A 22,779-nucleotide genomic window follows, 5' to 3' on the forward strand; every position below is an offset into this window, starting at 1 on the left:
CGGTGCCAAGAGTGCCCGCCCTTGGCGCCGGGGGGATCTAGAGCCTAATCGTCAAACAGTAGAGCGGTACTACATAAGACGTTAAGTTGACACCAATGAAACTGAATTTCTGACTACAAAGTTTCAACTAAATACCGCTGAGAAAACGACGGGGACTCAAAAGATTTTCCGGGTCAAACTGCTGTTTAATCCGGCGCATTAAATCGATCGCACTTCCAGTATAGCCCCAAACATCTAACTGTTGCTTGATGTCGGTCGGCGCTGCTAAAACAGTCAGAAAACCGCCTTTCGCTTCGCACCCTCTGCGTACCTGCAACAGCGTTTGGGCCGTCGCATTCTCAAACCGCAAAACCCCCAAACCGCTGCCTGCATGAATCCAAGCGTCCTGTACCGGCAATTCGTTAAGGGCCCTTACAGCTTCCGACGGTCTGATTCCTATTTTGCAAATAATTGCCGACTTTGTGCCAGAATCCCACATAGTTTCTGGCAATCTTTGCCATAACTGATGCTCATCATTTTCGCAGCAGCTAGTGCCTTGCAAACCCAACTTTTCGCCAACTTCCAGCAAGCGGGCTGATTGTTGTTTAACACTTTCGGCGATACTTTGAAATCTGACGATTAATCCCGTGCCCTTTCCTAAGCCTAATTTTGCCACTAATTCAGGTGACAGCAAATCGATCGCACTTGGTGTCAAAGCAGAGGATAATAAGATTTGAGCCGTTTGGGACAAAGCATTAACTTCCCCTGTCAGCACTACGGTTCCCGATGATTCAGGCAGCGGATAAACTCGGAAAGTTACTTGAGAAATGACGCCCAAGGTACCGTAAGCACCAGTAAACAGTTTCATCAAGTCGTAACCGGCGACATTTTTAACAACTCGACCCCCGGCTACGGCAATTTTACCGTCCGATCGCACAAAGGTAATTCCCAATAGCAAATCTCTCACCCCCCGATAGCGATGCCGCAAGGAACCCGCATCAGCAGTAGCGACAATGCCGCCCAAAGTTGCCTGTTGCGAATATGCTGGATCGATCGGCAAAAATTGACCTGCTGCAGCTAAAATTTGTTGCAAATCCGCAAACTTCATCCCCGCTTCCGCAGTCACGGTTAAATCGCCCACAGCGTGTTCTACAAGTCGATTGAGGCGCGAAGTGCTGACAGCCACAAGCCCCCCTGCCCCAGGATATCCCCCTAAATCCCCCTTAAAAAGACCCACTTTGACAACATCTTGCTCCCCCCTTTGTAGGGGCGGTGCCCCCGTGCCCGCCCTGGGCAGGGGGGGATCGGAGTCTAATTTGACTAAACCGCCCCAATCAAGTTTGCTGCCGCTGCCACAGGGCAAGACTGCACAGCGATTTTGCCCAGCCCAAGCAATGACAGCCGCCAGTTCTTCCTGAGTATTGGGGTAAACGGTACAATCTATTTTCGTGTCGGGGGCAACTGCTTTTTCTACCCGTTCTTGCCAAAATAGCTCTGTATCTTGCCAGCGACAGATGCCAGCAGTCCCGACAATACTTTCTAATTCTTGTGTGCTTACGTAATTTTCGGTAGAAAAAGATTTCATGAAGGTTATCAGACGCCCGGTAAAAAAAATTCTCAAAACATTGCCTAAAACCATTAAATATTAATACGGGCCCGATATTCAAAACATGAAGAAACAAATGTCTCAAAACCGAATTTCTCTGGGAATTACCGGTCTCAACGAAGTGATTGGCGGCGGCCTAATTTCTCAACGCTCTTATCTGGTGCGTGGCGGCCCGGGTACTGGCAAGACTACACTCGGCTTTCACTTTTTGGCTGCTGGTGTGGCTCTGGGAGAAACGCCCCTGTTTATTACTTTAGGAGAACCCGAAGCGCAATTGCGGGCCAATGCCGCAAGTCTCGGTTTTGATATGGAAGCGATGGCGTTCCTGGATTTGAGCCCATCCTCAGAATTTTTTACAGAAGTTCAGACTTATGACATTTTCTCGCCCTCGGAGGTGGAGCGAGAACCGACTACACAAAAGATTATCGAACGAGTCCAAGCTGTCAAGCCACAACGGGTGTTTTTGGACGCGATAACTCAATTTCGCTACTTAGCTGCGGATGAGTTCCAATTCCGCAAACAAGTTCTATCTTTTCTGCGCTTTTTAGTCGAAGGGGGGGCGACGGTGGTGTTCACCTCAGAAGGCACTTCAAGTGCTCCCGATGACGATTTGCAATTCATCAGCGACGGAGTAATTTATTTAGAACTCCGCCCTGAAGGACGCGCCATGTCTGTCACCAAGCTGCGAGGCTCCAACTTCCGCAGCGGCCGCCATTCGCTGCGCCTGACTCAGGCTGGTATGGAGGTATTTCCGCGACTGCTTCCAGATAACTTTCAACAGGATTTTGTTGCGGAAGCAATTTCTTCTGGGGTTCCAGAAATGGACGAACTACTGCACGGGGGACTGGAACGGGGGACTGTCACGGTGATTACCGGGCCTAGCGGCGTTGGTAAAACGACGGTGGGGGTTCAGTTTATGAAGGAAGCGGCGGGAAGGGGGGAGCGATCAGTAGTTTACATTTTTGAGGAGTCAAGTTCTACTCTGCTGCAGCGCTGCGAATCAGTTAACATCCCGGTTGGGGCGATGATGGGGCAAGGAAGTCTTTCCGTGATACCCGTGGAACCTTTGCTGTACTCGCCGGATCAGTTTGCCTCTATGGTTCGCCAGCAGGTGGAGCAGGAAAAGACGCAGATTGTGATGATTGACAGTATTTCTGGCTATCAGCTTTCGATGCAGGGGCAAGATTTGGTGCACAATTTGCACGCTTTGTGTAAGTATCTGAAGAATATGGGAGTCACCGTTATCTTGATTAATGAGGTAGAAGCCATTAGCGGAGATTTTCGGCTGACCGAGATCGGGATTAGCTATTTGGCGGATAATCTTCTGTTTCTACGTTATCTGGAATGCCAACTCCATAATAGGACAGAAATCCGCAAGGCGATCGGAGTAATTAAAAAACGAGTCAGCAATTTCGAGAGAAGTCTGCGAGAACTCGAGATTACTCGCTACGGCATCAAAGTCAGCAAACCGATAGCGGGGCTGCGCGGCATTTTGAGTTCGGCGCCGGTGTGGATTGAGGCGGGAGGGGAGGAAGATTGAATCGGGATTTGTGCTGCTGTTTTGGGGCAATTGCAGCTAATTTTACAGTCGTGAATCTACTAATCAGTAGGGGCGCACCGCGCACCTCACCACTAGCCTAAGTCCTGGAAAACTTAAATATATTGGTAAATTTGTGTATTTTTCGACTTTTATAGCAGTTTTCAATTCTCTGAAATACAGTAGAGGCACAGGGCACGCGGCCGTATCCTGTACCCCAGCATCTGTACTTCACTCAACTGAAAACCTATGTAATCCCTCGCCGAAAAGTAAGCTAATACCAGATAAAAAAAGAATCCAACTTTAGGCCACCTCCCAACCCATATATAATCAGTCGGGAGCATCTCAATGAAAGCAGCCCAGCCCAAAATTGGAGTTAGGAGCCAGGAGTCAGGAGTCAGGAGGAAAGAGTCAGAAGGAAGCAGGAAGAAGAAGTGTTTTTACAAATATGAGATGCTCCCAATCAGTCACTCCCCCTTCTAAAATCTAAAATCTAAAATCTAAAATCTAAAATGGTTATAACCCCTATTCACAGGAAGCTGATAAATGACTGGCACTTCAATAATTTTAGCCGTAGACCGCAATCAGCGCAACTTGGAACTGTTAGCACAGTTTCTCAACAAAGAAGGATACCAGATGATCGCGGCTTATAACTTTGAAGATGTTGCACAAGCTATCAGTCAGCCTGCTAGGATCGGGATGGCTTTAGTAGATATTTCTGGTTTCGATCGCCGGATTTGGGAGTGCTGCGAACAACTGCGAAATCACCAAATCCCTTTTCTGATACTCTCGCCCAAACAAAGCGCTGCCATTCAGCACGAAAGCCTCTGCCACGGTGCTCGGAATATGTTGGTAAAACCTTTGATCGTTAGAGATTTGCTATCCATTGTTCACAGCTTGCTAGGAGAACGTGCGTGAGTCAAATTTTATTGCTTGTCGAACAGAAAGAAAATCGCCGCTTGTTATTAGAATGGCTAGCAGTTTACTATGAGGTTTTGCTGCCAAACTCAACAGAAAATAGTGAGGAGTTTTTACCATTTAATCAATCTTTTGACCTGGGGATAATTGACGGTATTTCCTTGAAACGCCACTGGCAATGGGTGGCAGCCCAAAAACAGGCAGAACACCCGGTATGCTTGCCTTTTCTTTTGATTACATCCCGCTCGGATGTAGGGATGGCAACGCAATTTATTTGGCAAAGTATTGACGATTTGATTATCGCTCCGATCGAGAAGATAGAATTGCAAGCGCGGGTGGAGATTTTGCTGCGATCGCGCCAGTTGTCTTTAACTCTCAAATTGTCTCACGACCAACTCGATCGCACTCTGCAAACAGCCCAAGAACTCAACGAGATGAAAACATCTTTGCTGTACATGATTGCCCACGATGTTCGCAATCCTTTGAATTTCATCATCGGCACTACCCAACTTCTTACCAAGTACAAGTTGACATTAACAGATGAGAAAACACAAGAACTGTTAGACAAAACTCAAGCCGCCGCAAAAGGCATTGATCTGTTATTAGATGATGTTCTGTTGCTGGGGCGTGTTGAGTCAGGAAAAACCGGGTTTTCCTTGCTACCGATAGACTTAGCAAAGTTTTGTAATGAGTTGGTAGGGGAATTTCAGAACAGCCTGAAGTTGAAACCGGAAAATGATCGGGTAACGCTGATTTTTGTAAATCACCATCCAGCCGCGATGGCGTGTTTGGAGGTAAGCTTACTCCGGCGAATTCTGGGCAATTTGCTGTCCAATGCTATTAAGTATTCTCCCCCAAATACCGAAGTGATCTTTGAATTAAAACTTACTGAAGCCGAGGCTATTTTTTCGGTACAGGATGCAGGAATTGGCATACCTGTCGCCGACCAAGAACGGTTGTTTGATTCATTTTACCGGGCTAAAAATGTCGGTCGAATTCCCGGTACGGGACTGGGGCTGAGCATTGTTAAAAAATGCGTGGACTTGCACGGTGGCGAAATTACTGTCAACAGTGAAGAAGGGGTTGGCAGTACATTTACAGTAACGCTGCCGATCGCACAACCTGGAAAAAAGCAAATCTCGCCTGCAACGCCTTAAACTAGATGCAGGCATTATATTGGGATATTCATTGATAACTTTGACGCCCGGATGAGGCTATACGTGGTAGTCTGACCCTGATATGTATCCTCAAAAAACTTAAGAACACTCTCGCTATTTTACAACGCCAGAATTTGAAGAACCATTAACAGTCGCTGGTCAACTGATGAAATTGAGCATCGTCGTTCCAGGAGCGATCGACGAGCGGGAGAATTGGCGATCGTTCCTCAAAGCTCGATCGGCATCGTAAAAAATGTTGAACGCACCCAAAAAATAATTAGATACCATTCAAAACTTATCTGAGTAGCCAGACTTTATATTTCTGAAAAAAAGCGACCCAACAACCGTCACATCTGAGATTATCTGATGAGTATTTTAACACTTTAAAAATGGTTAATAAACTCTTTTATGAATTATTTTCGGACTCTTGTGCCGTACAATCAATCAAGAGTTGAAGAGCGATCGCATGAGCTTTCATGTGGACAGTCCAACTGTTCAACTATTAATGGTTGAAACCTGATGTCTCCCGGTTCAATTGCCACTCTTCTCCACCAAGCTGGCAACAAGAGCAGCCAAAACTTACCCAAAGACACAGAACGCTGCTCGTGAACAAAAACCAAGGTCAGGAGAGCCACCAGTCGTAAGACGGCTGAGAGGGCAAACACCCCTGGCAAGCCACCGAGATTGGTCAAAGTGGCGAGAAAGCCACCCACGGTGATTCCCATTGCCCCAGTGACACCAGGAACCGCGGCCGCGATCGCAAAGTATATCGACTGATTCAACAGTGGTGCCACCGACATCATCAGATTACCACTGCACAGGTCGATCGCCGCCCACGTTGCACCACCGATGATGTGCAACAGCGGGAACCACACCCATAGGAAAATTGGAGCCGTTCCCCCTTCTAGCCAGAGTAGAGGGGTCAGAGCCACCAAAACTCCCACTACTAGCATAATCGGGCGATTCCCAACCCGGTCAGCCAGCTTCCCCCAAAAAACCAGCATCAGCAAGTTAGCACCAGCACCTAAGCTGCTATAGAGCGTTACCACGCTGACATCTATCTTTAGGTCATCCAGCAAGTAAAGATTAAAGAAGGGCGCGCTGACGTTAACGGCAAAGCTCCATAGACCAGAGTAAAGCAAAAACTTTAAAAAATTGGCTTCCTTGAGAAAGCTAAAAATTGTCCCTGTGGATGATTTTTCGCCTGTATCTGAATGCGTGTGTACAAGCTTTGGGTTCACATCGGTCATAAAGAACTGACAACCTAGACTGATGAGGCCAAGCACAATTCCTAAAACCAAGATGGCACTGTAACCTTGGAGCTTTCCACCGGGCCAGTTCGATACCACTAGAGCCAGCAACGGCACACCAATGAGAGTCGTCAAGCTGACAGCACTATTGCGAAAGCCAAAATACCGCCCGCGCAACCGCTGAGGTACTAACGCCGCCATCCAGCTCAAGAAGGAAGCACGACCTAAAGATTCTAAGACTTGAGTTATCCAGATGATTGCCAATGTCAACTGCACTAGCTGATGTCCGGCCAGATGAAATGAGCCTCCCAACCAAAGGGCTGGCACGAGAATCAGCCACAGCAGTCGCGATATTCCGAAAATCCAGAAGGAATACCAGTGGCGGCTCTGTGTTCGGTCTGCTATATAAGCTCCGAACGGTTGGAGCAAATTTACCAGTTGAGGAATGGAGGAGAGCATACCAATTTCGACTGGACCAGCCCCCAAATCGAGCAAGAAATTACTGAGCAACGCGCCGCCGATGATGCTGTAAAAAAGCGTAGCGAAAACACCGTCCAAAGTTAGTGCTCTGAGGCTCGATCGAGTTTCCGGTTTGGAAAGTTTTAGATGCCCATTTGTCAGAAGTACCGTCTCTGGTAAGGCTATATCCTCTTGGATTTCCTGAAGATCGAGAGGATTCGTTCCTACTAAGCTGTAATCTTCTTCTTGTTTTTCGAGCATACTGGATAGCCAATAGATAAGCTGCTACGCAGCTTAATTGTATAACATAAGATTAAGTATTTTAAGGAGCACAGCCATAGATGCAAGCTAAAAGTCTATACGCTTGGTTTACAACTATTTATTCCTCGGAGATCCCCCTAAATCCCCCTTAAGAAGGAGGACTTTGAGTAAGTTCTGATATCCCTCTTTTTAAGGATGGCTAGTAGGGGGGATCGAGCTTAACTGAACCGTATTGAGCTAAAAGTTATCGCTCTCACAAGTAAAAAGAAAGATTACTTAAATAAATTAGAAAAAATAAGAATGCCAAAATTACCGATTAATTATTATTAATTGCATTGATTAATAATAATAATTAATCAATAAATAGCTAAGTTTTTATAAATTTCCTATGCGACAGTAGGTTACTGGGTTCTTCAGGGTGAACCCAATAAAACAGAGAGCTTTTCAGATGGAAGAAGTCAATCGATTTTAGATTTTAGATTTTAGATTAAAGAATTGACCACACGGATAAATTCGGGGGGCAAGTTTCATCGGATACAGGTTTTTTATTTTTCCACGGATGAATCCGGGGGGTTTTATTTTGGACGCTTTCGGTCAAGGTAACTTTCGGAAACCCACCTCTTAGTATGAATAAATGTTGCTAAAAATGAGAACCTAATCAAAGTTCTAAAGGAGCAAGAGCGTTCAATAAGTCTTCTAGGATAAATCGCAGCAAAGATTGAGTTGCTAATATTAAACCTAATCGAGCTTGGGCGAGCTTTGGCTGTTCTATTTTAACTTCTCCCCAAATTCGGCACTGGCTGTAAAAAATCTGAAATGATTCGCTCAAACTATTGGCTAATTTGAAATAATTGACAGGTTGTTCGCGGTTCTTTACATCAAAAGTAGGATATAAATTGTCTAGCACTGTTAAGAGTTGGGATATTAAACGGCGTTCTGCAGGATGCACTAACCGCAGTCGATCGCCCTCGTCAATCCAAGGGATAGGATTTGGACTCGCCAGCGACCAAATTTCCGGCGCTGTAGCGACATCGGGCTGCGTGATCGCAATTATCCGATCGCGGTGGGCCATTCGCAGCAGGGAACAGCAGCGCGCGTGGCTGTACTGAATGGGAAACAGTCGATCGGCACACACAACAGGAGATAATATTCTAGATTCTGGAACTGGGAGGTTCGTTTGAGCTAAACGCTGCAACCAGACGGCTAAACCTGCATCAGTCAACTCCAGCTCGATAATTCCCGCCGGCGCCACTTTAACGGCGAAATCCGGGTAGCACAGCGGTTCGAGTGTTTCGGCCAACTGTGCAGCGATTGTCTGCGGTGTCTGCTGCCAAGTTTTAGCCAATTTCAGGGCGATCGCAGACATGTACAGCACCCGCGCGCTATCTTTACTCCGATTTAACGGAAATATTGCACCATTCTCAATTACTTGTTTAGGGACAGGCATCTTGCCTGTTCCACAAGAAAATTCATCTCTTGTGGAATGGGCATCTTGCCCGTTCTTGAGAATGGTGCAAGATTTAAGATTTAACGGGAATATTGCACCATTCTCAATTACTTGTTGAGGAACAGGCATCTTGCCTGATCCACAAGAAAATTCATCTCTTGTGGAATGGGCATCTTGCCCGTTCTTGAGAATGGTGCCACCTATGAGATTTAATGGAATTTTCCCTAGTGCCTCTTGCTGGCCGATCGCCCTTTGGAACCTTGAAAGCAAGAAACACTTCACTGTAACTTCCGGGCACTGCTCCATATTTGCTGTATCCATATCGGCTCATCCTACCGTAAGAGCAACGAGCGACTGTTACCACTTGCACTGTTCTTGTACGTTAAACTGCTGATGTCAGAGATAGTCGATCAGCTCCCCGGATCAGGGCTACCTCGAATTAATCGGCTTTCTAGCCATTTGTTTGCTAACTATACAATAATTTACGACAAATTTTTTGCTGAACTCTACCATTTTGATGTATTTTTTGCTACATTAAATCTTTCGGTAAAACTAAGAAAAGTCAGCACAGTTAAGAAGCGTGCAAGCTTGATCGGGGGTTGGTTGTCTCACTTGGTATCGCACTGCTGGCAAAAGCTGTTTTTCTCACTATCAAATATATCCCAGAGCCTCACTTATGCAATCAACTTCCACACATCTAGAGACTATCGATCGACCTTTTATCACTTGGCAGCGAATTATCGACTGGGCCCAGGAACACTACCGCTGCCGGACTTTTAGCAAAGATGAGCGGATTCCCGCAAGACCCGGACTGCTGTATTTAGTCCAGAAAGGTTCTGTGCGGCTCGTAGGCAGCGCTCAAGTTAGCGCGGCAGCAGCGAAGTCAAAATCCGTTGACAAAACTACAGAAGAAGCTTTTTTGGGCTTCGTCGGGGCCGGTCAGCCCTTTGAACTTGTTGCTCAGTCTCCGTTTACTCTCCAAGCTTACGCCCATGCCGATCAAACTCACGTAGTGTGGATGTACTGGCACGACTTGGATAATTGGCCTCACTTTCGCAGGGAAATTTTGGATGCGTTTCGCTACCAGCACCAGCGGAAACTTCTCTGGCTAAGCACTTTGGGACAGCGCCGGACGATTGATCGACTGTTGGGATTTCTCACTTTGTTGATCGAGGAGTTCGGCGAACCTTACGTAAGTGACGACGAACCGGATGTAGTTCGGGGCTACCGGCTGCCTTGGGCCTTGACTCACGCTCAAATTGGCAGCGCAATTGGCTCAACGCGGGTGACGGTGACACGACTGATGGGTAAGTTGCGATCGAAAGGTTTGATTAATACTGAGGATGATAATTTAATCTGTTTGCCGGCTAAGTCTAACCCCCAAAAGACAAAAAACCACAAGCAGGACGTAGAAGATTCCCTGGAAGATTCCCTGGAAGATTCCCTGGAAGATTCCTTGGATGATTCCTTGGATGATGAAGATTCTCTCGAAGAATCTGCATAAAATCCTGCGGTAAATTGCCAACAAACAGCACGTCACTATTAGTTTTGGGCAGTCGCGCTCGATCGCTCGACAGTGTACGATTAATTGTGTAAAATTTTCCCGTTCTCGAAAGGTGCGACTGACAATGACCGATGACAAGCAAAAATCTTCAATCCCGAACAATCAGCAACGGGTGGTATTCTGCGACTTTGACGGCACGATAACTGTTGAAGAAACTTTTGTGGCAATGCTCAAGCATTTCGCACCCGAATTGTCGTCTCAACTGATGCCTGAAATCTACGCTAGAAGGCTGAGTTTGCGATCGGGAGTGCGGCAGTTATTAGAGTCTATTCCCTCGGAACGTTACGGGGAAATTGTGGAATTTTCTAGGGGAAGGCTGATGCGGCCGGGATTGTTGGAGTTGCTGGATTTTTTGGACGAAAAAAAGGTAGATTTTGCGATCGTTTCCGGCGGTCTTCGGATTATGGTAGAGACGGTAATGGGCGATTTGGTACACCGGGCGAGCGTTATTTATGCTGTGGATGTGGATGCTAGTGGCCCTCGCTTGCAAGTCAATTCTGAGTTTGAAGGAGATGAGGAATTGGTGTCTAAGGTGCGGGTGATGGGCCAGCACCCGGCCCAGGAACAGGTGGCAATCGGAGATTCCCTGACGGATTTTAATATGGCTTTGCAGGCTTCCTCGGTGTTTGCGCGCGATCGGCTTGCCCAGTATCTAGACGAACAGCAAAAGCCTTATACTAAATGGGATAATTTTTTTGATGTGTTGGAAAATTTGTCCCAAAAATGGAATTGAAACTATCGCCTTTCTCAGGTAATATAAATTCCGTTTGCATCGGTATTGTATGATGTTAAATTTTGTAGGGGCCCGTGAGCCAGCAACAATGGCCTATAATAGACAATATAATAAACCCGCCCCCGTGCATATAAGTCCGATGCTACTGGATTTGATATAAGGTGCACAATGCACACCCTACGTTTAGATAGGCCAGCGCAATTCCTATTAACGTAAAAAGTAGATTAAAAATTGAGGATTTGTAAACAATGAGTGGCGATTTGAGATCGGATTTAATTGCAGCAGCCAAACATTTTTACGATCGCGGTTGGATGGTTGGGACTGCTGGCAATCTTTCAGCCCGCTTACCAGATGGCAGTTTTTGGATTACTGCTAGTGGCCGCGCGAAAGGGCAGTTAACTGAACAAGATTTTATCAGAATGAACTCAGACGGCGCTATTGTTGAGCAACCTGTTGCCGACAGCCGCCCTTCAGCCGAAACCAGCATTCATTTAGCCGTTTACAATTGTTTTCCAGACGCTAAAGCTTGCTATCACGTGCACTCCATTGAAGCAAATTTAGTTTCTCGGCTAACCGCAGGAGATGCAGTGCCTTTACCCGCGATCGAAATGGTGAAAGGTTTGGGGGTGTGGGAGGAAAACCCGCAAGTGTCGATACCCCTCTTTACAAATTATTTAGAAGTGCCTAAGATAGCCAAGGAAATTTGCGACTTCTTTGCCATTTGTGCGCCCTCTGTACCCGCTTTATTAATTCGCGATCACGGTATCACAGTCTGGGCAGACTCGCCAGCCGCTGCCTACAATTACGTAGAAATTGTAGAATACATTTTTCGCTATACGATCGCAGCCCGCCAATTAAATTTAGATTGAAGATTTGAGAGTAGAGATTGAGCGGTGCATGCATTCCGAGGCTTAGGGATTTCAAATTAGGAAACGAGCAAACGTCCAAAATAGACAACAGTTATGGCTAAATATACCAGGATTTTATCGATAGATGGAGGCGGAATTAGAGGAATTATTCCCGCGCAAGTTTTAGTTAGCGTTGAGTCAAAGCTGCAACAAAAAAGTGGCAACCCAGAGGCGAGAATAGCTGACTATTTTGATTTAATCGCGGGCACGAGTGCGGGAGGAATTTTAACTTGCATCTATTTGTGTCCTGACGGCGAAAATCCCACCAGACCTCGGTGGTCTGCCGAAGATGCTCTTAATTTTTCGATTAAGAGCGGCCGCGACGTTTTTAAGACTTCATTATGGCAAAAAGTCAGATCTCTAGATGGTTTGAGAGATGAGAAATATCCCAGGGAACCCTTAGAAAAATTATTTGGGGAAAATTTTAGCGATTACAAACTCAGCGAACTGCTAAAACCTTGTTTAATTTGCAGTTACGACATCGAAAGGAGAAAAGCTCACTTCTTCGATCAAATAGATGCTCAAAAATGTCCAGCAGAAGACTATTTCATTAGAGATATCGCCAGAGCAACATCGGCAGCTCCCTCTTATTTTGAGGTTGCTAAAATCTACTCTTTTAGCAATGAATGCTACGCTTTAATTGACGGGGGAGTATTCGCAAACAATCCCGCACTTTGTGCCTATGCAGAAGTTAGAAATAAATTCAGAATTCCTGACGACCGCCCCGACAAAGGCCCGACAGCAAAAGATATGGTAATTTTATCCTTGGGAACCGGAGAAGCTCAGAAAAAATACCCCTACGAAAGAGTAAAAAATTGGGGTCAAGTTGAGTGGGTTGAGCCTTTGATTAATATCATGATGACGGGAGTTGCGGAAACTGTAAATTATCAACTAATTCAAATTTATGATGCGGTTGAAAGACCGAATCAATATTTGAGAATTACTCCCGATTTGAGCCACGAACAACCGCTGCAGATTGATGATGCCTCGGAAGAGAAAATATCAGACCTGCTGAGAATTGGCAAGAAGCAAGCCGAAAAGAATAATGAACAGTTGGATAAGTTTATCGACTTGTTACTTGCGGAGTAGTCCTAGAGTTTTCGTCATATTGTAGGGTGGGTTGGGCGCGACGATTAAGTTAAGTCACCAATAAATAAATCTTAAACCGCGCCTAACCCACCAACCGCAGGGCAAGCCGACTGAAAATATATGTTGACAAATCGTGCAATAATTGCCGTAGGATTGCCGAAAATCTCTATTTAGCAGTGCTTCGCCCTGTTTGCAATTAATCGCGAGCCGTCAGTCATTGGTTAAGAAATACCAAGAAAAGTACGATCGACCTTTAGATGAAACCTTCAATAACAGGTGGTTTCAGCGGTTTTTCGTGACGCTGTTCCTGGGTGGCCAAGTGCTGCTACGCATAATCCAAGGCAAAATTGACCGCCGCAAAATCATGGAACATTTAGTAACAGTAGGTCTGGATTCTTTGCGCTCGGTGCTGCTAATAGCCTTTTTTGGCGGCATGATTTTTACCTTTCAATCAGCCAGAGAATTGGTTCACTTTGGGGCGGTAGGGGCGGTGGGAGGTGCTTTTGCTGTGGCATTTTGTGGGGAATTAGCACCACTTTTAACGGCGGGCGTGGTGGCGGGACAAGTCGGTTCGGCTTTTGCGGCAGAGATAGGAGAAATGCAGGTGACGGAACAAATAGACGCCCTGTATATGTTGAGAACAAATCCGGTTGATTATTTAGTAGTGCCGAGGGTGATAGCTTGCTGCATCATGCTGCCGATTTTAACAATTTTTGCGGTAGCGGTGGGGATTTTGGGCGGGCTATTTGTAGCGGTTAATTTTTATAATTTGGAACCGTCGGTATTTTTGGAATCAGTGCGGACTTCTTTGGGGCCTTGGGATTTAGTAACTGTGGCGATTAAGAGTTTTATTTTTGGGTTAATAATTGCCCTTGTCGGTTGCGGTTGGGGATTGACGACGGTGGGCGGAGGGAAAGGAGTAGGTCAAGCTGCAACGGCTGCGGTGGTGACTTCGTGGGTGTTTATTTTTGTGGCGGATTTGTTTTTATCGCTGTTGATGTTTTACGAGTTGGGGATTATCAGAAGTTGATAATCTTGGCGATTATAGCAGGAGTCAATCGATTTTTGATTTTCGATTTTCGATTGACTTGCGCGAGATAAATGCGGGGGCTTGAGGATTTTTGATTTTCGATTTTGGATTGATTCCACGGATAAATCACGTGGCGGGTACCACCTTTGAAATTCGGGGTCAGGAGTTATATTAAATCCGTTGACATCGGAATTATAATCTCTCTCTTCTCTTTCTCTGTTTCCTCTGTGCCCTCTGTGGTTTAATCATTCCGATATAACCGGAATTGATATTATTCGTCCAGATGCTTAAATATTAAGGGTTTGAACAATCATCAACGCCCTACGCCGCCAAGGCGATTGCTATAAAATCAACATGAAGATTTTTTAAACCGCAGATGAACGCAAATAAACGCTGATGCAATTTTATCAGCGTTCATCCGTGTTCATCCGCTGAGATCTGCGGTTTAAAACTCTCAACTTTAGATGGTAGATTGGAGAAAGGAGGGCGATACACTCGAATTGCCTCAATAGGAAATTTCCCATCTGTTTCGGGGACGATTTCGAGGGTGTGTTTGGAGTTGCTCAAATTCTGAGCCAATGTTGTAGAATACTCGCGGCTTGAATCTGCAATTTGTGGCGGAACGTATGAATCAACAAACATTGGTCGCACCTGCCAGGAAATCTCAAACCCTTTAGGCGTAGGTTTTTTAGAGTATTCATAAGAATTTTTTAGCCACCAGTTTCTCGGTTCAATCACGACGCGGCCAGAGTTTGAGACAAACATTTCGTCGTTTGTACCGCTGCCGTCGTAACCTGTTTTAGAACCTACAACGTCAAATTTAAACTTGCTGGCGTCGCTGTTAATCTCAGTAATTATGGCTTTCCAATCTTCGACGATTAGCGGTTTTTGACTGGATATTTGGATGATTGCTGGCCAACCGACGCCAAGGCTAAGGCTAGGTCTGGTGATGCTGTAAAGTTCAGGAAATTCTGAGGGTTTTTTCCCGTCGATCGCAATTTTAGCAGAAATTGCCTTGCCGTTGAAGGTTTTATCGGCGATCGCATCTATTCTATTTCCTTCAAATTCTAAAACCAACTTGCCATCTTGCCACTTAACATCCCTGCCAACTGTATAGGTTTTCACTAAATCCTGCTGCGGTTGAGGAGAATTTGGCTTGTATCGCAGATGCGGTTTTATGAGAGCTGCTAGGAGAAAATTTCCCCAATCGTTGAGGTGAATGCTGTCGCTCAATAGCTGTTGGGGCTGCAAGCGATTGTCTTTCAAATACCTGCGCCACGGTTCACGAATTTCGGCGATTTCGCAGCCGTATTTATCGGCAAACTCCGGCAGCCATTTAGTAGAATGAGTGTTGTGCCATTCGTATCTGCTGACTGAATTTGGATCGTCGCTGTTGCCTGTCGGCATCCAGTCGATGTGGTCTGAATGCAAGAGTATTTCGCTAGCAGTGCGGCTGCGGACATTGGCAATTATGGCTTCGTAATCTTCACCGCCTCCGTAGACGTGAAAAATTAGCAAGTCTGGATAAAAAGGATACAAATCGTGTTCGCTGGGACGGATTAAAATCGGGGCTGAAAATCCTGCGAGTGCCCGATTTTCCACAATCAAATCTGCATTGGGAAATCGCTGTTTCAAATCCTTTACTACCTCTTGCCACCAATCTTGTTCTGTGATGGATTGACCGTAAAATAGGATACGCACTTGGCGGCGGTCTGTGGGAGTGCTAGCAGCAAGTAGCCCCATCGTCCTTTGAATCCTCGCTCCAAAAGTAGCATTATTTGCAATAGGAGCGGGTGGGGGGAATGGCGTATCGGCAGCTATTTTTTTGATGAGCGGAACTAACAGAAAGCTCAGACACAAAAAAAGCAGCCACAAGTAGCGATAAATCTTGGATTTTCTGCTATTTCCTGGGTGTTTTGCCATTGTTCTATTTTTTCCTGTCCGTTTAACTTCGCTCAAGGCGACTGTGGGATAAATGTTACGCCTCTAATCATTAGCTGTAGCGTGCTTATGGGCGCACCTCACCAGTAGCTGTAGTGTAGGCTGTCTGGAAATATATTACCAAATTGAGCAAGCCAAAAAGTGATATAATGCCAGCTAATTAATTGCAGGAGATCGATCGCACGTCAAATGGATTACAAAACAGCCCGCAGTTTTCTGATCGACCAAGGAACCGCCCTGGAAACCAAGAAAAATCCCGACGCCTTCCTGATGCGTCTCAAACAAGGTCAACCGCCCGTACCCGGACAGGTGACATCGATTTTATTAGCTTTAAAAATATTGTTTGAGAGTCTGCAAGAATCTCCAATGCTCGATCGACAATTAATCTCGGCACTGCATTTACTGTCAGTAGAAGGTTTGCAGCAATTTGAAGCAGGACTTCGCAGAGGAGTTTCTTGGCCGCCGCTGCTGAAGGAAGACTTAAATCGAATTGCGATCGCAGTCAAGAATATCTTTTCCGGCGTCTGGCAATAATTAGCTCAGCAAGCACCGAACCCGATACCCACCGCCAGCCAACTCAATTTTTTTTATACAATTATTTGTAAAAATTTATGTTAATCTTGCTACATTTACCCTCCAATTGTGGCATCTTAATATAAGAATCACTTCAAACAAACAATTGGAGATACTACTCATGAACGCTGAAGAAAAAGCTAGACAACTAATTGCACGAGAAAGGCAGCATAGCGAACACTTGCACGAATCTATGCTCAATCGTTCCTCCCACGAGCTAGAAACACATGGGGAGGGAATTGCTGAAGAAAAAGCCAGAGAATTAATGGCTCAAGAAAGGCAGCACAGCGAACACCTGCACGACTCTATGTTAAGCCGTTCCTCCCAAGAGGTAGAGGCATCGATCGCACCCGATGACACTGACAAATAAATTTTGTAAACACAAGACTTACGGACAGATACCAAGAAACCTGGTTTTTATACCATTTTTCATACCATAACAAAGGGCTGTAAAAATGTTTTTGTATAAACAACCAGGTTTCTGAGTCTTGCAATAGTTCAGCACAGCAAAACTCTACTCAAATCGAGGATAATTTTAGGTGCAATCAAAACAGCCCTTGCTCGGTTGGCAGCCGCTATCACAAACATCCACGCGCCATATATAACAATCCTCGCATCATTTGTGAATTTCTTACTCCCTCCCCTTGATAAGGGGAGGGTTGTGAATTTCTTACTCCCTCCCCTTGATAAGGGGAGGGCTGGGGTGGGGTAAAAAATTTACGACTCCTGCAAGGATTGCTATATCGCAATAGAAAATACCAAGTTCTACTGCTCGCGAAAGCTTTCGAGGGATGCCAAAAGAGCTGGCAGCCCCGCTAGCGCAGCCGACACCAGAGCCTCATCTTTGTAAACTCGAGATAGCCGAATACGGGTACTTTTAGACGCAGAGGTGAAAGAGCCTCGCCGTTGGGAATTTCCGGTTTCAACCCGCCCTAAATTTTTTGTTTCTCGCGTCAGGCAAAACATATCAGTATCCTCGCAGTATTGTCAATTAATCCCTAAATATGCGCCCGTAAAATTTCTCACGGCTTGCTGTATGTTTCTATTATTACTCAGATAGGTAACAGAGATGAAACCATGCAATAATTATTCACGATAGGCAGGGATCAACTTAAACTGCTTAACGGCTTTTATTAATTTGTTACACGGCGCGCGTTTGTTTAAGCCGATCGCCCACGACGACACAGACAGCAGCAACCAAAAAGGCGATCGCCCCCACCATCGCCGTTGTCACAGCAGGAATCGCCTTTGGTGCCACAAACACCACAGAGTATAAACTCATCCCCAGGGAAAAACCACCAAAATACAAACCTACGCCAAATCCTCCCCGCAGCGGAGGAACCAGAGACAAAGCAAAAGGAACCGTACCAGTAGTAATCAAACTATTAGTAAAAATCACAGCCAAAACAGTCGCCACTACCATCACCCATCCCTGACTAAAAACCATTGCTAACAGCAAAATAGCCGTTGCTACCAATCCACCCAACAGGGTACGCTGGCCGCCCATACGCACCGCAATCACCCCAGCCAGCAAAGAAGCAAAAGCCAAAGCCAAAGTAAATCCCGCCATTAACAACTTACTATCAACACTCGCGATTTGAGTTTGGAAAACATGGGGCAAAATCCGTTCTCCCATCGCCCGACTTCCCCAAGCAACAGCCATTCCCGTCACCGCAATTAACCCCAGCGCTGTGATAGAAACTTTCTCGGAAATTGCAGTATCCGGTGGCAATTCCGACAGCGCAGCATCAGGATTAACCGATCGCAAAAAAGCCACCGCACCCAACAATACAAACGAACCAATAGCGAAGGCAAAAGCTGGGCCCAAACTCAGAAGAAAATCCCCCGCAACAGGCCTGGCCGCCCCAACCAATCCCCCCACAAGAACCAATAAACTCATGGCTTGGGGCAACTGCGTTTGGGTTGCATATTGGCCCAACAGCGACACTGCGGGCGATCGAAACATCGCCATTGCGATCGACCAAGCTACTATTACCACAAGCAAAAGCCAGCGCAGGGGCGAGACTGGATTGCCGAAAATAAAAATAGCCGGAATCGCAATAAATAGCACCGACGACAGAATAGTGCCGACAACAATTAGCGGAAAACGAGTGCCCATCCAGTGACGCTGCTTGTCAGAAAGCCAGCCAAAAAAAGGTTCGATCGCAATTGCCAAAGTATCCTCTAGAATGGTGATTCCCCTGTCGAGTCCCGGAAAACCAAATCCCGCTAAAAGCTGAGGCAAATACAGTCGGTAAAGCATCCAACTCAGAGTAATTGCCCCTTGCAAAGCCGCCACGCCCCCGACTTGTCGCCACAGAATGAAAGACTGAGATTGAGATTTTTTCATGTTTTTGACAATATTTTATGCGATCACCAGGGGGCGGGTTGATCTATACTATTAGCTACCTAAAATATCTCTGGTGAAATCCGTACCTTGTATTTTGAAAGAGGTAAATGGCGATTTATGGTTGCACGGGGGCAGATTTATGAGATGATTGGTCTTAGGCACTGATGGTTGGTATAACCCGCCGCTACAAGTTATCTTCTTTAGCTATGTTTTTTGTACCACATCCCCTTGTAGCACCAACAGTTATAGCTCAAATTAGACCGACTGTCCAAAGCTTGCGCGACGGAGACTACCGCTACCGAGACTCCTTTGTGCTCGATCGACCTTTTCGAGAAATTCAATTTCGCAAACAAGACAGATACATCATCGGCAGCGATTCCGACAAACGCACGGGCAAAAGTTACTGCTTCCGGGGCATCCCCCAGCACAACAACATTATTAACATCACGGTAGCGATCGAAATTTCGCCGAAAACAGCACAGCAAACCGAGTGGAAATTAGCACCGGGAAACCCGATTAATTTCGACAAGCTTTATCCACTGCAAGCTGGGCCGGGATTAGAATTGTACAAATGTTTGACAGCATTTTTACCAAAATTGAAGTAATCATATCATGTCCGATCGATCAACCATAATATCCCGGTCGGGGCGGGTTTTTGAGATTGTCAATTATTGGCAGGTATTGTGGGTGAACCCGCCCCTACAAAAATCGCGGTCGCTCGACCAGACATGAAATTATTCGTTATTTGTTAGTGGTTATTTCTTAATCGCTTTGGCTTATTAATAACCAATAACATTCGTTAACAGTTAACAGTCAACAGTCAACAGTCAACAGTCAACATTTAACTTCCTAAGAACCAGCATTTTCCAATTCTTCCCGCAGCATTTCCCGGTAGACTTTCGGCAAACGAGAACTCATAGAATTGTTCTCAATTCCATATCCCAAACTCGTCCAAGTTCCCGAAAGCATCCGCAATACCTCAGTTAATCTTTCCTGCCGCAACATCTCAGAAATATCCGCTTTCCAAAACTTGCGATCGCTCAACCAAGCATAAACCACAGCATCCTGATCTTCTGGTTCAAAACTGTAATCTTCCCAGAATAAAAAATTAGCACGACGCGCCTGATAGCGCTTAGCCTTCTCCTTCCAAGTCGTAGTCAGAAATTGATACCTGCCCGCTGCCGTAGTACACTTGCCCCGATTCGGGCCATTAACAATCTTCACGCACCAGTCAGGATGGCGGCTCAAATCTAATATGTATTTGCCACCGTAAACAACGTGATAAGGTCGAGAAACATTCGACTCGCTAGCAGAAATAGTACGCATCAGCGCCCGAATGTAAGGATCGCCCGTTTTCATAGCCAGCGGTGGGAATTTTCCCCGCCCGCTTACCGACTGCGATAACTGCTGATTTCCCCGCAAACTGTCAACCAAAAAAACACCGCCGCCAATCACAGCGCCGATTAAAAGTATAAATCCGAGGATTTGAATCTCTGCTCGCCTCAGCAAACCTCTTTTGCGACGGCCAAATTTCTCAGCTTCCAGCAAAGTCATTTCCATTTCCGAAATTTCGACCCATTTGCGAGCCACCCGCATCCGGCGCACCCGAAAATCGTATTGATATAGCGGCGCGGCTACCAGCGTTAGACTCGATAAAACCCCCGCCAATTTTATCAGCCAGAAATCTAATTCACCGGCTACGGCAACATTTGTCAGAGTAGATATTCCTGTTAGTAACTGGGCCGGATCGATCGATCGCGCTGGCCAATAAAAAATCGCAAGTTGCACCAACAGCGACAGATTAAATGCAAAAAAAATCACTACAACAGCATTCAAGCCTTCTCGCAAGTGCGATCGAATACCCGTATGCCGGCGCTTGAACTTGCGCGCCACGCGAAAGCGCCCCGGCAGCATAATTAGTAAGGGATTTAAGATTTTGACTGCTAAAAAGTGACAAACAAAAAACACAGGCAACTGAATCAGCCAAGCCGCCAGCAGTAGAGTCAGAAAGCCGATATCGTCGCTGACAAAAGGAATGCCCCTGCGAAGGACAAAACTAAAACTCTGAGCGAGAGCAAATGCCCTTAACCACGAAATCGGATAGGGGAACCAAGCTGGCCACTTGAGAGTTTTCATGCTGGGAAAACGAAATTTTAAGGGCGAATCGTAAAACTATTAAGATTTTGCCAGATTTGGCGATCGGAAAACTGGCAATTCCCCTGCGGTTTGTACTGGTGGGACTTGCGCGCTGATGCCCAGAAACCGGGTTTTTTAACCAAAAACTTGCCTAAAACCCTCAATCTCGGTAAAAAAACCCGGTTTCTTTGTTCGCTACCTGGGACTAAAGAAACCGGGTTTTTTACCTTGGCTGCTGGCTGCAACGGGTATTTTCGTGAAAAAACCCGGTTTCTGGGCACCCGTGCGTCCTAATTCAATCAAATCACACTGGCAAACAACTCCTCAAAACTCTTTTGCGGAGCCTCCGACTTCGCCACAATTTCCACAACCTTGTTGCGAGAAGTCGGCTGAAACAGCGCCTCCACGCACACTTGGGCTACCTTAGTGCGGGGAATGCTGCTTTCAAACATTTTGTCGGCACCAGTCATGACGATCGCATCTGAATTATCCTCATTTTTGAGACCGCCCGGACGGACGATCGTATAAGTCAAGCCGCTTTTTTGCAAATACTCCTCGGCTTGTTTCTTCCAAACCAAAATCAGCCAGAACAAATTCAGCGGGTGAAAAAACTGAGAGACGCACAGAGAAGTCACAAGCACAAAATGCTCAATGCCCTTAGCCTTAGCTGCATCCACCAAATTTTTAGTACCTTCAAAATCCACCTTGTAAGGCGCTGTGGGGTCAAAACCAGGGGCCGCCCCTGTCGCGCACAGCAATACCGTACTATCGCCGATGGCATCGCCCAGAGAAGTCGCATTTAATACATCCCCGGTCACTAACTCAGCCTCCGGTGGTAAAATTTGTCTAGCTGTGTCTAGATTTCGGACTAAGGCGCGCACGGGAATACCTCGCTTGACCAATTCTGCGACGATGCGGCGACCTGTCTGACCTGTGGCTCCTGCTACAAATGCTTTCATATGTCGAGTTATGCTGAACTAGGGTAAGTTTTGTTACTATCAATTTCTCAATTGTAGGGAGGAAACTCCCTTAACACATCCCCAACCAGATCGATTGGCGTGTATAACAGGAGAGCATACGATGAAGCAGGATTCCGCTGAATATCAAACTGTTGAAGCTTCTGACGAAAATAACTACCCAGATGCGAGTTTCCGACACCCCGAAAGTGGAAGCGCGGATGCAGGAGAAGAAGTTGAGCCGATTTGGTTTCACACGCATTTTGAAGACAGCATGGAGATGTACGCGGATGCGGAAACGGTGGGGAACCATTTGAACAACCACAAGAGTTGGTTTTGCCACTGCGCTTCGCCGATGAAGGCCCAGCCGATCGGCGAAAACGGCTATGATTTATTAATCGGGCGTTTTGGGGCTTTCGGCTACCGCGTTGAAGCCAGAATTGGTTTAGAGTTGCTGCCCCCTGACGCTGAAGGCTGCTATTTGATTAAGACTATTCCGGTTCCGAATTATACCTCGCCTGGGTATGAGGTGGATTTTCGATCGGCAATGAAGCTAGTGGAGATACCGTCTCAGGAGTTTGCCGCCGATTGGCCGAGCTCGGAACGTGCTAAGCTGCCACCTGTGATTACCATTACTACCTGGAAGCTGGATTTGGCTGTGGGAGTTTGCTTTCCCAAGTTTATTCGATCGATGTCTCAACCTTTAATAGAAAAAACCGGCGATGCGCTTTTGGAAAAAATCATCAAACAAGTTAACCGGCGCTTGACTTATAAAACTCAGGTTGTTTTTCACGAAAGTTTGGGCATTCCTTTTCCGAAAAATCCTAAGAAACATTAACGAGACTTACGCTCTAAGCTGCACTGCATTTAAACTGAGATGTTGCA

20 protein-coding genes are annotated in these 22,779 nt (G+C 46.1%); 12 read left to right on the top strand and 8 right to left on the bottom strand.

The genetic code is table 11. The features are described from left to right. Positions 1 to 127: 127 nt before the first annotated feature. On the bottom strand, positions 128 to 1,564 hold the full coding sequence (locus QUB11_RS05700; RefSeq protein ID WP_333199683.1) for an FAD-binding oxidoreductase: 1,437 nt from the start codon (positions 1,562 to 1,564) through the stop codon (positions 128 to 130). 97 nt (positions 1,565 to 1,661) lie between these two features. Between QUB11_RS05700 and QUB11_RS05705 the strand changes: the two genes are divergently transcribed. From QUB11_RS05705 to QUB11_RS05715, 3 genes are all read left to right on the top strand, one after another. Beyond that, the gene (locus tag QUB11_RS05705; protein ID WP_333199685.1) at positions 1,662 to 3,125 is read left to right on the top strand and encodes an ATPase domain-containing protein; all 1,464 of its coding nucleotides are present in this window, start codon (positions 1,662 to 1,664) and stop codon (positions 3,123 to 3,125) included. A 543-nt stretch (positions 3,126 to 3,668) separates the two neighbouring features. Beyond that, complete coding sequence (locus QUB11_RS05710) at positions 3,669 to 4,040, top strand: response regulator (protein WP_333199687.1); 372 nt, start codon at positions 3,669 to 3,671, stop codon at positions 4,038 to 4,040. Further along, positions 4,037 to 5,197 carry an ATP-binding protein gene (locus tag QUB11_RS05715; protein WP_333199689.1) on the top strand — a complete coding sequence of 387 codons (1,161 nt, stop codon included), beginning with the start codon at positions 4,037 to 4,039 and terminating at the stop codon, positions 5,195 to 5,197. The genes QUB11_RS05710 and QUB11_RS05715 overlap by 4 nt, the downstream gene beginning before the upstream one ends. Positions 5,198 to 5,356: 159 nt before the next feature. Here QUB11_RS05715 and QUB11_RS05720 read toward each other — a convergent pair whose 3' ends face one another. The 3 genes from QUB11_RS05720 to QUB11_RS05730 all read right to left on the bottom strand — a co-directional run bounded on the left by QUB11_RS05720 (position 5,357) and on the right by QUB11_RS05730 (position 8,935). After that, on the bottom strand, positions 5,357 to 5,485 hold the full coding sequence (locus tag QUB11_RS05720) for a hypothetical protein (protein ID WP_333199690.1): 129 nt from the start codon (positions 5,483 to 5,485) through the stop codon (positions 5,357 to 5,359). Between the two features lie 152 nt (positions 5,486 to 5,637). Beyond that, positions 5,638 to 7,167, bottom strand: a complete 1,530-nt coding sequence (locus tag QUB11_RS05725; protein ID WP_333199691.1) for an MFS transporter — start codon at positions 7,165 to 7,167, stop codon at positions 5,638 to 5,640. 658 nt (positions 7,168 to 7,825) lie between these two features. Next, complete coding sequence (locus QUB11_RS05730) at positions 7,826 to 8,935, bottom strand: DALR anticodon-binding domain-containing protein (protein ID WP_333199692.1); 1,110 nt, start codon at positions 8,933 to 8,935, stop codon at positions 7,826 to 7,828. 355 nt (positions 8,936 to 9,290) lie between these two features. Here QUB11_RS05730 and QUB11_RS05735 point away from each other — a divergent pair, with 355 nt between their 5' ends. The 5 genes from QUB11_RS05735 to QUB11_RS05755 all read left to right on the top strand — a co-directional run bounded on the left by QUB11_RS05735 (position 9,291) and on the right by QUB11_RS05755 (position 13,938). Then, positions 9,291 to 10,118, top strand: a complete 828-nt coding sequence (locus tag QUB11_RS05735; RefSeq protein WP_333199694.1) for a Crp/Fnr family transcriptional regulator — start codon at positions 9,291 to 9,293, stop codon at positions 10,116 to 10,118. Between the two features lie 124 nt (positions 10,119 to 10,242). Further along, entirely contained in the window at positions 10,243 to 10,911 is a 669-nt protein-coding gene (locus tag QUB11_RS05740) for an HAD-IB family phosphatase (RefSeq protein ID WP_333153956.1), read from the top strand. Between the two features lie 248 nt (positions 10,912 to 11,159). Continuing rightward, the gene (gene mtnB / locus QUB11_RS05745) at positions 11,160 to 11,780 is read left to right on the top strand and encodes a methylthioribulose 1-phosphate dehydratase (RefSeq protein ID WP_333199696.1); all 621 of its coding nucleotides are present in this window, start codon (positions 11,160 to 11,162) and stop codon (positions 11,778 to 11,780) included. A gap of 93 nt (positions 11,781 to 11,873) precedes the next feature. Beyond that, a complete protein-coding gene (locus tag QUB11_RS05750; RefSeq protein WP_333199697.1) occupies positions 11,874 to 12,908 on the top strand; it encodes a patatin-like phospholipase family protein in 1,035 nt (344 codons plus the stop codon). Positions 12,909 to 13,125: 217 nt separating this feature from the next. Further along, positions 13,126 to 13,938, top strand: a complete 813-nt coding sequence (locus tag QUB11_RS05755) for an MlaE family lipid ABC transporter permease subunit (RefSeq protein WP_333199700.1) — start codon at positions 13,126 to 13,128, stop codon at positions 13,936 to 13,938. Positions 13,939 to 14,352: 414 nt separating this feature from the next. On the opposite strand, the gene QUB11_RS05760 is transcribed toward QUB11_RS05755, so the two are convergent. Beyond that, entirely contained in the window at positions 14,353 to 15,861 is a 1,509-nt protein-coding gene (locus tag QUB11_RS05760) for an SGNH/GDSL hydrolase family protein (RefSeq protein ID WP_333199702.1), read from the bottom strand. Positions 15,862 to 16,068: 207 nt separating this feature from the next. Here QUB11_RS05760 and QUB11_RS05765 point away from each other — a divergent pair, with 207 nt between their 5' ends. Together QUB11_RS05765 and QUB11_RS05770 are read left to right on the top strand one after the other, a co-directional pair. Further along, positions 16,069 to 16,413, top strand: coding sequence for a Dethiobiotin synthetase (locus tag QUB11_RS05765; RefSeq protein ID WP_333170930.1), 345 nt, complete (start codon positions 16,069 to 16,071; stop codon positions 16,411 to 16,413). 160 nt (positions 16,414 to 16,573) lie between these two features. Further along, positions 16,574 to 16,822 (top strand): hypothetical protein, encoded by a 249-nt coding sequence (locus QUB11_RS05770; RefSeq protein WP_333108562.1) that lies wholly within the window; start codon positions 16,574 to 16,576, stop codon positions 16,820 to 16,822. Positions 16,823 to 17,593: 771 nt separating this feature from the next. On the opposite strand, the gene QUB11_RS05775 is transcribed toward QUB11_RS05770, so the two are convergent. Next, complete coding sequence (locus QUB11_RS05775; RefSeq protein ID WP_333199704.1) at positions 17,594 to 18,802, bottom strand: hypothetical protein; 1,209 nt, start codon at positions 18,800 to 18,802, stop codon at positions 17,594 to 17,596. Positions 18,803 to 18,966: 164 nt separating this feature from the next. Between QUB11_RS05775 and QUB11_RS05780 the strand changes: the two genes are divergently transcribed. Continuing rightward, positions 18,967 to 19,407, top strand: coding sequence for a hypothetical protein (locus QUB11_RS05780; RefSeq protein WP_333199706.1), 441 nt, complete (start codon positions 18,967 to 18,969; stop codon positions 19,405 to 19,407). A gap of 244 nt (positions 19,408 to 19,651) precedes the next feature. Here QUB11_RS05780 and QUB11_RS05785 read toward each other — a convergent pair whose 3' ends face one another. Both QUB11_RS05785 and QUB11_RS05790 read right to left on the bottom strand, forming a co-directional pair. After that, positions 19,652 to 20,938, bottom strand: coding sequence for a glycoside hydrolase family protein (locus tag QUB11_RS05785; RefSeq protein WP_333199708.1), 1,287 nt, complete (start codon positions 20,936 to 20,938; stop codon positions 19,652 to 19,654). A 299-nt stretch (positions 20,939 to 21,237) separates the two neighbouring features. Continuing rightward, positions 21,238 to 21,897 (bottom strand): NAD(P)H-binding protein, encoded by a 660-nt coding sequence (locus QUB11_RS05790; protein WP_333053110.1) that lies wholly within the window; start codon positions 21,895 to 21,897, stop codon positions 21,238 to 21,240. Between the two features lie 121 nt (positions 21,898 to 22,018). Here QUB11_RS05790 and QUB11_RS05795 point away from each other — a divergent pair, with 121 nt between their 5' ends. Then, a complete protein-coding gene (locus QUB11_RS05795; RefSeq protein WP_333389994.1) occupies positions 22,019 to 22,732 on the top strand; it encodes a DUF1997 domain-containing protein in 714 nt (237 codons plus the stop codon). Positions 22,733 to 22,779 lie beyond the last annotated feature (47 nt).

Origin of the sequence: Microcoleus sp. B6-A1, from assembly GCF_036705085.1 — a bacterium.
GTDB lineage: Bacteria > Cyanobacteriota > Cyanobacteriia > Cyanobacteriales > Microcoleaceae > Microcoleus.